This window comes from Clostridium sp. LIBA-8841 (assembly GCF_034439435.1).
GTDB lineage: Bacteria > Bacillota > Clostridia > Clostridiales > Clostridiaceae > Sarcina.
On record NZ_JAPCKJ010000006.1, the window covers coordinates 100136 to 113603 of the forward strand.

General features: G+C 30.6%; 10 protein-coding genes. All 10 read left to right on the top strand.

The genetic code is table 11. The annotated features are described in order from the left end of the window. Positions 1 to 108: 108 nt before the first annotated feature. Positions 109 to 1017, top strand: coding sequence for a phosphate butyryltransferase (ptb, locus tag OIF33_RS14950; protein ID WP_322505031.1), 909 nt, complete (start codon positions 109 to 111; stop codon positions 1015 to 1017). A 21-nt stretch (positions 1018 to 1038) separates the two neighbouring features. Further along, positions 1039 to 2109 carry a butyrate kinase gene (buk, locus tag OIF33_RS14955; protein ID WP_322505032.1) on the top strand — a complete coding sequence of 357 codons (1071 nt, stop codon included), beginning with the start codon at positions 1039 to 1041 and terminating at the stop codon, positions 2107 to 2109. 227 nt (positions 2110 to 2336) lie between these two features. Further along, positions 2337 to 4055, top strand: coding sequence for a ferredoxin hydrogenase (locus tag OIF33_RS14960; RefSeq protein WP_322505033.1), 1719 nt, complete (start codon positions 2337 to 2339; stop codon positions 4053 to 4055). Positions 4056 to 4306: 251 nt separating this feature from the next. Next, positions 4307 to 5416 (top strand): sn-glycerol-3-phosphate ABC transporter ATP-binding protein UgpC, encoded by a 1110-nt coding sequence (locus OIF33_RS14965; protein WP_322505034.1) that lies wholly within the window; start codon positions 4307 to 4309, stop codon positions 5414 to 5416. A 34-nt stretch (positions 5417 to 5450) separates the two neighbouring features. After that, complete coding sequence (locus OIF33_RS14970) at positions 5451 to 6392, top strand: PucR family transcriptional regulator (protein ID WP_322505035.1); 942 nt, start codon at positions 5451 to 5453, stop codon at positions 6390 to 6392. Positions 6393 to 6785: 393 nt separating this feature from the next. Further along, positions 6786 to 8012, top strand: a complete 1227-nt coding sequence (locus OIF33_RS14975; RefSeq protein ID WP_322505036.1) for a maltose ABC transporter substrate-binding protein — start codon at positions 6786 to 6788, stop codon at positions 8010 to 8012. 93 nt (positions 8013 to 8105) lie between these two features. Next, a complete protein-coding gene (locus OIF33_RS14980; RefSeq protein WP_322505037.1) occupies positions 8106 to 9056 on the top strand; it encodes a sugar ABC transporter permease in 951 nt (316 codons plus the stop codon). A 1-nt stretch (position 9057) separates the two neighbouring features. Further along, the gene (locus OIF33_RS14985) at positions 9058 to 9951 is read left to right on the top strand and encodes a sugar ABC transporter permease (RefSeq protein WP_322505038.1); all 894 of its coding nucleotides are present in this window, start codon (positions 9058 to 9060) and stop codon (positions 9949 to 9951) included. A gap of 322 nt (positions 9952 to 10273) precedes the next feature. Beyond that, positions 10274 to 11287 (top strand): LacI family DNA-binding transcriptional regulator, encoded by a 1014-nt coding sequence (locus OIF33_RS14990; RefSeq protein ID WP_322505039.1) that lies wholly within the window; start codon positions 10274 to 10276, stop codon positions 11285 to 11287. A gap of 22 nt (positions 11288 to 11309) precedes the next feature. Then, positions 11310 to 13457, top strand: a complete 2148-nt coding sequence (locus tag OIF33_RS14995; protein ID WP_322505040.1) for a TIM-barrel domain-containing protein — start codon at positions 11310 to 11312, stop codon at positions 13455 to 13457. The last annotated feature ends 11 nt before the right edge of the window (positions 13458 to 13468 follow it).

The following is a 13468-nucleotide window of genomic DNA, read 5'->3' on the forward strand; positions in this document are numbered from 1 at the left end:
ATATAGTTATGTAGAATTAATTTTGAATTTATAAAATTATGTAATCGAATTTTTTTTGTTTGTAATTGTTATAAATTTAACAAAATTCAAGGGAGAGGGTTGAGTATTATGGCTAAAAATTTTAATGAATTGTTTTCAAAACTAAGAGAGAATGGAATGAAAAAAGTTTCCGTTGCAGTTGCTCAGGATGAACCAGTTTTAGAAGCAGTAAGAGAAGCAAAAAAATTAGGAATAGCTGATGCTGTTTTAGTTGGTAATGAAGAGAAGATAAAAGAAATAGCTAATAAGATAGATATGAATTTAGCTGATTTTGAAGTTATAAATGAGCCAAATGATAAAAAAGCAGCTTTATTAGCAGTAGAGTTAGCATCAACAGGCAAAACTGATATGGTAATGAAAGGATTAGTTGATACTGCTACTTTTTTAAGAAGTGTACTAAATAAAGAAGTTGGATTAAGAACAGGTCAACTAATGTCACATGTATCTGTATTTGAAATACCAGGAATGGATAGATTACTTTTCTTAACTGATGCAGCATTTAATACATATCCAGAGTTAAAAGATAAAGCAGCTATGATAAATAACGCAGTTAAAGTTGCACATGCTTGTGGAGTTTCAGTTCCTAAGGTTGCTGTTATAGGCGCAGTAGAAGTTGTGAATCCTAATATGCCAGCAACAATCGATGCAGCATTATTAGCTAAAATGAGTGATAGAGGACAAATAAAGGGATGTATAGTTGACGGACCGTTTGCCTTAGATAATGCTATATCAGAAGAGGCTGCTGAACATAAAGGTGTAAAAGGGGAAGTTGCAGGAAAAGCAGATATATTATTATTACCTAATATAGATGTTGCGAATGTAATGTATAAAACTTTAACTTACATGTCAGATTGTAAAAATGGTGGATTATTAGTTGGTACATCAGCACCAGTTATATTAACTTCTAGAGCAGATAGTTTTGAAACAAAAGTTAAATCAATAGCTATAGCAGCAGTAGTTGCTCATGATTTAAAATAATAGATTTTGGGGGAGAGTTATATGGCATACAAATTATTAATAATAAATCCAGGTTCAACATCAACTAAAATTGGTGTTTATGAGGGAGAAAAAGAAATTTTAGAAGAAACATTAAGACATTCAGCAGAAGAAATATCAAAATATGATACAATTTACGATCAACTTGGTTTTAGAAAAGAAGTTATTTTAAATGTTTTAAAAGAAAAGGGAATTGATATAAAAGAGTTGGATGCCGTTGTTGGAAGAGGTGGAATGCTTAAACCAATAGAAGGTGGAACTTATGAAGTTAATGGTGCTATGGTTGAGGATTTAAAAGTTGGAGTTCAAGGACCACATGCTTCAAATCTAGGTGGAATATTATCTAATGAAATAGCAAAAGAAATTGGTAAAAGAGCATTTATAGTAGATCCAGTTGTTGTTGATGAAATGGAAGATGTAGCAAGACTATCAGGTGTTCCTGAATTACCTAGAAAAAGTAAATTCCATGCATTAAATCAAAAGGCCGTCGCTAAGAGATATGCGAAAGAACATAATACTTCATATGAAGATGTTAATTTAATAGTTGTTCATATGGGAGGCGGTGTTTCAGTAGGAGCACATAGAAAAGGAAGAGTTATAGATGTAAATAACGCATTAGATGGAGATGGACCATTTTCACCAGAAAGAGCTGGAGGAGTACCATCAGGAGAATTATTAGAAATGTGTTTCTCAGGAAAATACAGCAAAGAAGAGGTTTATAAAAAACTAGTTGGAAAAGGTGGATTCGTTGCTTACGCGAATACAAATGATGCAAGAGATTTAATAAAGTTATCACAAGAAGGTGATAAGGAAGGTTCATTAATATTTGATGCATTCATATACCAAATAGCAAAAGAAATAGGATCAATGGCTGTGGTTTTAGAAGGAGAGGTTGATGCTATAGTATTAACTGGTGGAATTGCGTATAGTGATTATGTTACAAATGCTATAAACAAAAAAGTAAAATGGATTGCACCTATGGTTGTATACGGTGGAGAAGATGAACTTTTAGCTTTAGCACAAGGTGCAATAAGGGTATTAGATGGTGTAGAGGAAGCAAAAATATATAAATAAATTAATAAAATAGATATAAATTTTAAGAGTGTAAAGTATTTAGGGGAAGAATTTTGTAATTCTCCCTTAAATTTTGCTTTAAAAAAGTGTTCATAAAAGTCTGAAATATTTATATTTCACAAATATTATGTTAGAATAGTAACGATGATTTTTAAATTAACTGATTTTTACGATATAAGAGTTGATGTTTAGTATTTATTAAAAAATCCTAAAAGTGGAGGAACAGCATGAATAAAATAATAATCAATGATAAGACTATCGAATTTGATGGTGATAAGACGATACTTGACTTAGCTAGAGAGAATGGATTTGACATTCCGGTGCTTTGTGAGTTAAAAAATTGCGGAAATAAAGGACAATGTGGAGTTTGTCTTGTTGAGCAAGAAGGAAATGATAGACTATTAAGATCTTGTGCAATAAAAGCTAAAGATGGAATGGTTATTAAAACTGAGAGTGAAAAAGTTATAGAGGCTAGAAAAGAAAGAGTAGCAGAACTTTTAGACGAGCATGAGTTTAAATGTGGACCATGTAAAAGAAGAGAAAACTGTGAATTCTTAAAGCTTGTAATAAAAACAAAAGCAAGAGCTCATAAACCATTTATAGTTGCAGATAAATCAGAATATGTAGATGACAGAAGTAAATCAATAGTTTTAGATAGAACTAAGTGTGTTAAATGTGGTAGATGTGTTGCTGCATGTAGAACAAGAACAGCTACTAACTCAATAAAATTCCATAGAATTGATGGTGTTAGATTAGTTGGACCAGAAGAATTAAAATGTTTCGATGATACAAACTGTTTATTATGTGGACAATGTGTTGCTGCTTGTCCAGTTGATGCATTATCAGAGAAATCACATATAGAAAGAGTTCAAGATGCATTAAATGATCCAGAAAAGCATGTAATAGTTGCTATGGCACCAGCTGTAAGAACATCAATGGGTGAATTATTCAAGATGGGTTACGGCCAAGACGTTACTGGAAAATTATATACTGCTTTAAGAGCATTAGGTTTCGATAAAGTATTTGACATAAACTTTGGTGCTGATATGACAATAATGGAAGAAGCTACTGAACTTATAGAAAGAATCAAAAACAACGGACCTTTCCCAATGTTAACTTCATGTTGTCCATCATGGGTTAGAGAAGTTGAAAATTACTTCCCAGAGTTAGTAGAAAATCTTTCAACAGCTAAGTCACCACAACAAATATTTGGTGCGGCATCAAAAACTTACTATCCACAAGTTGCTGATATAGATCCTAAAAAAGTATTTACAGTAACTATAATGCCTTGTACTTCTAAAAAATTCGAGGCGGATAGACCAGAAATGGAAAACGAAGGAATGAGAAATATAGATGCAGTTTTAACAACTAGAGAATTAGCTAGAATGATAAAAGCTGCTAAAATAGATTTCGCTAAGTTAGAAGATAGCGAAGTAGATCCAGCTATGGGAGAATACACAGGAGCTGGTGTTATATTCGGAGCTACTGGTGGAGTTATGGAAGCTGCTTTAAGAACAGCTAAGGACTTCATGGAAAATGATAACTTAGATAACGTAGATTATGAAGTTGTTAGAGGATTAGCTGGAATAAAAGAAGCTGAAATAGAAATAGCAGGAAATGAATATAAATTAGCTGTTGTAAGTGGAGCTGCTAATGTATTTGAATTAGTTAAGTCAGGTAAAATAAATGACTACCACTTCATCGAAGTAATGGCATGTCCAGGTGGATGTGTTAACGGTGGAGGACAACCACATATCTCAGCTGAAGATAGTGATAAAATGGACATTAGAGAAGTAAGAGCTTCTGTTCTTTACAACCAAGATAAGAACTTAGAGAAGAGAAAATCACATCAAAACTCAGCTTTATTAAAAATGTACGAAAACTATATGGGTCAACCAGGTCATGGAAGAGCTCATGAGTTATTACACATGAAATATAAAAAATAATATTTTAAATATAAACAGAGTGTTTAAATTTTAAAACACTCTGTTTTTTTATAGCCTTTTACAAAATATAAAAAAATTAATAAAAAATATCACAAGAAAAATGAAATTTGTACAGGCTATTTAGATTATCATACAAAAAATAATGAATTCTTTTGTAAATAATGTCCATAGATGAAAACGGTTAATTGGTATAAAATAAAATCATAAAAGAAATTCGAGAAAATAACTGAAATTTATGGGGGAGTATTAATATGGCAAATTTATCACTTAAACATATTTATAAAGTTTATCCAGGAGATGTTACAGCAGTTAAAGACTTTAACCTAGAAATAGCTGACAAAGAGTTCATCGTATTCGTTGGACCATCAGGTTGTGGTAAGTCTACTACTTTAAGAATGATTGCTGGATTAGAAGAAATATCAAAAGGTGAATTATTCATTGGAGATAGATTAGTTAACGAAGTAGAACCAAAGGAAAGAGATATAGCAATGGTTTTCCAAAGTTACGCACTATATCCACATATGACTGTATATGATAACATGGCTTTTGGACTTAAATTAAGAAAAGTTCCAAAAGAAGAAATAGACAAGAAAGTTAGAGATGCTGCTAAAATACTTGATATAGAGCATTTATTAGATAGAAAACCAAAAGCTTTATCAGGTGGACAAAGACAAAGGGTTGCATTAGGAAGAGCTATAGTAAGAGAACCTAAAGTATTCTTAATGGACGAACCTTTATCAAACTTAGATGCTAAATTAAGAGTTCAAATGAGAACTGAGATTTCTAAATTACATCAAAGATTACAAACAACATTCATATATGTTACACATGACCAAGTTGAGGCTATGACAATGGGTACAAGAATCGTTGTTATGAAAGATGGTATAGTTCAACAAGTTGACTCACCACAAGAAATATACAATAACCCAGCTAATATATTCGTTGCAGGATTCATTGGAAGTCCACAAATGAACTTTATAGATGGTACTATAAAGGAAGAAGGCGGAAAATATTTTGCTACTTTCCAAAATGAAAAAATTGAAATGCCAATGGATAAAGCTAGATTATTAAAAGAAAAAGGATATATAGGAAAAAATGTTATAATAGGGGTAAGACCTGAACATTTAGATGATGACCAAGAGTTAGTTGCTGCAAATCCAACAACAGTAATAAAATCAAAAGTTGAAGTTACAGAATTAATGGGAGCAGAAAGTTATATTTATACTAAACTTGCAGATCAAAACATAACAGTTAGAGTAAATGGAAGTACTAAATTACAAAATGGTCAAGAAGCTAAGTTCTACGTTGATGCTAATAAAATTCATATATTCGATAAAGAAACAGAATTAAAATTAGTTTAATCAGCAATAGCTTTAATATAGAGGGGTAATCAATATGTACAGTTTTCATAAGTTCTTAGAAGAGTTATATTTAAATACAAAAATACCTTTCAAGGTTACTTTGGATGATAAGGAGTTTATATTATCAGAATTTGATAATAGTGATACGGTTTCTTTAGACTTTGAAGTTAATGATAAAAAGGGAAAAATAGTAACTCAAAAAGAATATGAAAGCTGTACTTCTTTATTGAGATATTTAATTGAAAATAAAATTAAAGAGGTATCGAGCAATAAGGAAAAGCTTATTAAAAAAGCCTTAAATGGAGTAGTTATAGACAAAAATATTATTGATAAAGAACTATATTTTTTAAAGGATGAGTTCTTTATAATTAATGTTTATTTAGCTTCACATATTCAAGAAGGCTTAGAACTTATAAATGAGTGTTATGGCAATAAAAATATAGTTAGTGTATTAAGGAATGATAGTATAGTAATCATTGGAACGCTAGAAGATATTGAAGAGCATCTTAATAGTATCAAAGATTCTATAGCCTCAAACCTTTATACAAAATGCTATATAAGCTATATGAAATTAAATAATATAAATGAAATAAAAGAGGCCTATGAGATAAATATGTCTAAAATAAATCTTGCAATAAAATACGATTTGGATGAAATTGTTTATGGAGATAGAGATTTACTTTTCGAAAATTTAGTTGACTCTATAGATGAAGATTTAAAAAATAAGATGTATGAAGATTTTGGATTAGGGTTCTCTAAGTTAGATAGAGAAATGATAAAAACAATAGAAACTTTCTTTAAGTGTGGACTTAATATAAGTGATGCATCTAAAGAATTATATGTACATAGAAATACTCTTATCTACAGATTGGATAAAATTCAAAAATGTACATCTTATGATATAAGGAATTTTAATGAGGCTGTAATCTTTAAAATAGCTTTTTTAATATGGCGTGGAAAAGAAATCAGCAAGTAATAATTAAATATATTTATGAGATTAAAGAACTGTATCAAATATATGCTTTAGAAAAATTAAAGTTAAGTTATATTTGATACAGTTCTTTCGTTTTTAGAAAAATAATTTGGTTTTGTAATAGTAGAAAACTTATTACCAGTTACAAGATAAAATGGAAAATAAAGAAATAAATAAAAATTATAAGAAATCCAGAAAAATTTCAAAAAAGGTATTGAAAATGTTTTCTGAATATTATATAATAATCTTGGAAACGATACCGAAACGAAACTTTTCAAAAAATATTTGTTAGTAAGCAAATTAAATATTTTTTTAAATTGTTTTGGTATCGTTTCCGAAGGCGAGAATGAAGAATATAGCTTTTAGCTAATTATAAGTTATGAGGGGGATTTTATAATGGGAAAACGTACAAAAATTCTAGCAACTGTAATGGCAGCAACAATGTTATTTGCAGGATCACTAGTGGGCTGTGGAGGAAAAACTGATTCAGGAAATGCTGGAGGTTCAGAAAAGGAATTAACAGTATGGTCACATTTAACAACTCCAGAAGTGGACGAGATAAACAAATTAGCTCAAAAATGGGGCGAAGAAAATGGAGTTAAAGTTAAAGTAGTAGAAGATAAATCAGAAATGCAAGCTTACATACAGGCTGCAAATAGTTCAAAGGGACCAGATATCATGTTTGGTTTAGCACATGATAACTTAGGAACATTCCAAAAGGCAGGACTTTTAGCAGAAGTTCCAGAAGGAACTATAAATGATTCTGATTACGCATCACATCAAGTGTTAGATGCTGTAACAATAGATGGAAAAAGATATGCAGTTCCAATAGCACAAGAAACTTCAGCTCTTTTCTATAATAAAGATAAAGTTAAAGAAGTTCCAAAGTCTATGGAAGATTTAGTTAAGGTTGCAGAAGAGGGCGCAGGATTTAAATACGACATCAATAACTTCTATGCTACTTATGGATTCATAGCAGCAGATGGAGGATACGTTTATAAAGATAATAACGGAAGTCTTGATCCAACTGATATTGGACTAGCTACACCAGGAGCTATAAAAGGATATCAATTCGTTCAAGATTTAGTTCAAAAAGATAAATTAATGCCAGCTGATATAACTGGAGATATAGCTAAAGGTGATTTCTTAGCTAAGAACACTGGATTCTATATTTCAGGACCTTGGGATGTATCAGCATTTAAAGATGGTGGAGTAAACTTTGGAGTAGCTCCAATGCCAACATTATTTGGAAAACAAGTACCAACTTTCTTAGGAGTTCAAACTGCTTTCGTAAGTGAAAAATCACAAAATAAAGATTTATCATGGAAGTTACTTAAATATTTAGCTGAAAACTCAGGAGATATATTATTAAACAAAGGTAACAGAATTCCAGTATTAAATAAATACTTAGATAGTGCAGACTTTAAAAACAATGAATATATGAGTGCTTTCGCAGAACAAGCTAAATTTGCTACACCAATGCCTAACATACCAGAAATTCAAGCTATGTGGACACCTGCTGGAGCTAACTTACAATTATTAACTTCAGGTCAAATCACACCAGAACAATGTGCTCAAATGACAGTAGAGCAAATTAAAGAAGGTATAGCTCAACAAAAATAATTAGAAGTCTTAACTAGGGGGATGAAAATTCCCCCTTATTTATAAGAATTATCTTAGAGGGTAGAGGTATTTTATTAAGGAGGAGAGTATGTAATGCAAGTAGTAGCAGATAAAAAGGCAGCAAGAAAAAAGAGTAGAGCTCAAACAAGAAAATCTATTCCATATTTATTACCAGCACTTATATCAATTATAATATTCACAATTTTTCCTATATTATATACAGTGTATATATCTTTTACAGATTATACAATGTATTCACAAGGTAATATCCAATTTGTAGGATTAGCAAACTTTGTAGAGGTTTTTACAGGACCTTTTAAAGAAATATTTTTCCCAGTTCTAGGTTGGAACTTAGTGTTTGCAATAGCTTCAACTTTAGGAACTTTCTTCTTAGGATTAATAGTTGCTATGGCAGTAAATAATCCTAACTTAAAAGAAAAAGCAATTTATAGAGCAATACTTATAATTCCATGGGCTTTACCAGCAACAGTAGCAATACTTTCATGGAAAGGTCTTTTAAATGGAAGTTATGGAGCAATAAATAACTTGTTAATGAATATGCATATTATAGCTGATCCTATTCCATGGCTAACAGATCCAATGTGGGCAAGAGTTGCACTTATATTTGTTGGTATATGGTTAGGATTCCCATACATGATGAATGTTTGCTTAGGAGCTTTAGGAGCTATTCCAGATAGTTATTATGAAGCAGCAGATGTTGATGGTGCTAGCAAATGGCTTCAATTCAGAAAAATAACATTACCATCATTAGCACAGACTGCTTATCCATTAATAATTTCATCATTTGCATTTAACTTTAATAACTTTGGACAGGCATATTTGATTACCAATGGTAATCCACCAAGGATGGCGACTCAGTTTGCTGGATACACAGATATCCTTGCATCTGTAAACTATAAATTATCAACACAATTTGGTAGATTTGAAATAGCATCTGCAATAAGTATAATAATATTTATTTTATTAGCAACTATATCATATTATCAAATGAAATTATCAGGACAATTCGAGGAGGTTGAATAAAATGCAAAGTAGAGTACAAAAAAAGAGCGGAATAAACACTTCCTCAGATATTAAATATAAAAAGAAATTAAGACCATCAGAAGTAAGATCAGTATGGATATCAAGAGTGTTTCTATGGTTTATGTGTCTTGTAGTATTATTCCCAGTTTTATCTATAGTAACTGCTTCTATGGCTAAAGGGGAAGCTTTCGTACAAACAACATTATTACCACAATCATGGACACTTGAAAACTATTCAAAGGTTTTAACTGAAACAAACTTTTTAATATGGGTTAAAAATACTCTTATCATATGTGTTGTAGTATCTGTAATTCAATTATTTTTAACAATACCAACAGCATTTGCTTTCTCAAAATTAAGATTTTGGGGGAAGAAAAAAGGGTTAATGTTCTTGTTATTACTTCAAATGTTCCCAGCAGCTATGGCATTACCTGCAATTTTAGGTCTTGCATATAGATTAAATGGTATGGACCATTTAATTACATTAGTAATTATAGCTGCAGGTGCTAGTGCATATAACATTTGGTTAATGAAAGGATTTATAGATGGAATTCCTAAGGAACTTGTAGAAGCTGCAAGTGTTGATGGAGCAACTACTTTCCAAATATTTATGAAAATAATATTACCATTAACAAGAAATATGATTTTAGTAATATTCTTATTTACATTCATAGGATCATACAGTGAATTTATATTTGCTTCAGCAATATTAAAGGATCCTCAAAGTTTAACACTTGCGGTAGGAATGCAACAATTTATTAAGAATGACTTCTCAGCTAACTGGACTCAATATTCAGCGGCTGCAATAATGGCTTCAATTCCTATAGTAATTCTTGCAACTGTAGGTCAAAAATACATGGCTAAAGGTTTAGTTGCCGGATCAGTTAAAGGCTAAAATAATATGAGACTTTATATGGAATAGAACTTAAATACCTTAAATATAATAATAGATACTTCTTATAAGATATATATATTGATGGAAAATGTAGAGGAAGTTTAGGAGCTTCTTTCTACATCCATCAAAATATAAGAAATAATTATCAAAATGTGTGTTTAAGAATATTAAATTCTAGATATAAGAAATTTTATTATAATTATTTAAACTCTTGTAAGTATTATTGCTAATGCTTTCTATGAGGTTTATAATTAAGTTGGTATCGTTACCGAAACAATTTCCAAGTTAATTAAAGATTATAGAAAATCAGGAGGATTTTTATATGAATATAAGAGACATAGCAAAGCTTGCTGGCGTTGGTGTTAGTACAGTATCAAGAGTTATAAATGAGCATCCAGATGTAAAGGATGAGACTAGAGAAAAAATATTAAAAATAATAAAAGAGAGTAATTACATACCTAATAATAGTGCTAGAATTCTTAAGAAGAATTACACAAACAATATAGGAGTTCTAGTAAAAGGGGTATTCAACCCATTCTTCGCTGAGATGATAAATATTATAGGTAATAGGATAAATGAAGCAGGCTATACAATGATATTACAACAAAATGATTATGCTACAGAGGATGATGTAGATAATTTAATAGCTTTTGTTAAGGAGAAGAGACTTCAAGGAATCATTTGTTTAGGGGGAAACTTCTTAAATATAAACGATGAAAGTTTTCAGTTTTTAGATATTCCAGTAGTATTAACCTCTGTTAATACAATATCTAAAGAGAGTAAAAGTAAATATTCATCAATAGGAATAGACAATATATTATCCGCAAAAGAGTCAACCCAATATCTTATAGATAAAGGACATAAAAACATTGCTATTTTACTAGGAGAAAAAAACGACGTTGGTATCAGTGGATTAAGACTTGAAGGATATAAAGAGGCATTAAAAGAAAACAATATACCATATTCAGAAGACAATGTATTTATAGGTGACTACGATTATAGTGGAGGTTATAAAGCTACAAAAGAAATTATAAATAATAGAAAAGATATAACAGCTATTTTTTCAATATCAGATATTATGGCAGTTGGTGCAGCTAAGTCAGTGATAGATCAAGGATTAAAGGTTGGAGAGGATATGTCTATTATCGGATTTGATGGTATGGATATAAGCAAATATTATAATCCAGGAATAACAACTGTAAAGCAGCCTAAAAGACATATGGCTAATAATAGTATAGATTTACTATTAGCTCTTTTAACTAAAAAGGAAGAGCATAAGCATATAATTTTTGAAACAAAAATTATAGAGAGAGAGTCATGTAAAGACATGAGATAGTTATTATAATGGGGGAGATATTATGAGAATTAATGGTATCAATAATCACATAACTAAATATACTTTTGGAACTCCTTTTAATACTGAGTCAGTTGTTTTAAAGGAAGGTTCAGAAATAGAGAACCAAGAATTAAAATATTTAAATTTTGAAAATAACACTTTTACATTAGATCTTAAGGATGAAGATGTAATCTATGGATTAGGAGAGAATGTAAGAGGATTAAATAAAAGAGGCTGGATATATGAAAGTTTCTGCACAGATGATTTTTCACATACTCCAGAAAAGAAAAGTCTTTATGGAGCTCATAATTTCTTAATGGTTTATGGGGAAAAAACTTTTGGGATATTTATAGATTATCCTGGAAGAGTAAAGTTTGATGTAGGTTATACAAGAAGAGATGAATTAAAGATAACAATAGATGATGAAAACTTTGATTTATATATTATTGAAGGCGAAAGCTTAAAAGACATAGCAAAGAGTTTTAGAGAGCTTATAGGTGAAAGTTACATAGCTCCTAAATGGGCATTTGGTGCTCAACAAAGTAGATGGAGTTATAAAGATAGCAATGAAGTTCTTGAAGTCCTAGATAATTTTAATGAATTAGAACTTCCTCTTGATTGTTTATACCTTGATATAGATTATATGGAGGATTTCAAGAACTTTACTATAAATAAAGAAGCATTCCCTGACTTTGAAAACCTTGTAAAAGAAGTTAAAGATAGAGGAATTAGGCTTATCCCAATAATTGATGCAGGATGCAAGATTGAAGAGGGATATGATGTTTATGAGGAAGGCGTTAAAAATGGTTATTACTGCTTAGATGAAGAGGGAAAACCTTTTGTAGCAGCAGTTTGGCCTGGGAAAGTCCATTTCCCAGACTTCTTAAATAAGGATGCAAGATTATGGTTTGGAAACAAGTATAAAGTCCTTACTGATAAAGGAATAGAAGGTTTCTGGAATGACATGAATGAACCTGCAATATTCTATTCAGAAAAAAGATTAAATGAGGCTTTTGAAAAAATATCAGAGGCAAAGGGTAAAAACTTAGGTATATATGATTACTTTGATGTTAAGGATACATTCCCAAGACTTCAAAATAGTATGGAAGATTATCAAAGTTTTTATCATAGAGTAGGAAATGAAAAAATAAGACATGATAAAGTTCATAATCTTTATGGATTTAATATGACAAGAGCAGCCGCTGAAGGTCTTGAAAATATAGATGAGAATAAGAGATTCCTACTTTTCTCTAGAGCATCTACAGTGGGTATGCATAGATATGGGGGAATATGGACTGGAGACAACATGTCTTGGTGGGAACACATTAAGTTAAACCTTCAAATGATGCCAAATATCAATATGTGTGGATTTATCTATACAGGAGCTGATACTGGCGGATTCGGGGGAGATGCTACAGAAGACTTAGTTATAAGATGGTCACAATTAAGTATGTTTACACCTTTATTTAGAAATCATGCAGCTTTAGGTACAAGACATCAGGAACCATATGCATTTAGAGGTGAGAGTGTCAAAGTATTAAGAAATATATTGGAGTTAAGATATGTTATGGTTCCATATCTTTATAGTGAGTATATGAAGGCTGTTTTAAATAATGAAATGTATTTTAAACCATTAACATTTGAATATGAAGATAACTTTGTGAAGGGAGTAGAAGATCAATTGCTTTTAGGTGATAGTTTGATGTTAGCACCTATATATGAGCAAAATGCTTTAGGAAGATATGTTTATCTTCCAGAAGAAATGCTTCTATGGAGAGCTAGAAAATATGATGAGGGAGATTTTGAAGTTTTACAAAAAGGTCATCATTATGTAGAGGCTAAATTAAGTGAAGTTCCTATATTCATAAGAAAGAATAAAATAGTAACAATGGCAAGTAAGCCAAGTAAAAGGGTGGAAAATTTAGATACTAGTGAATTAAATCTAATTGCTTTTGTTGATGATATGGCTGAGTACACATATTACAACGATGATGGAATTACTAAAGACTATAAAAAAGGTGATTATGAAGAGCTTAAAGTTAAAATCACAAAAGCAGAATCAGATTATGATTTATCAATAGAAAATAAAAATTCAAGGGTTAAAAAGTTAAATATAAAGATATTTGATTTAAATAAAAATATGATTGAAAAAGAGATATTAGTTCAATAATAGTAACTAGG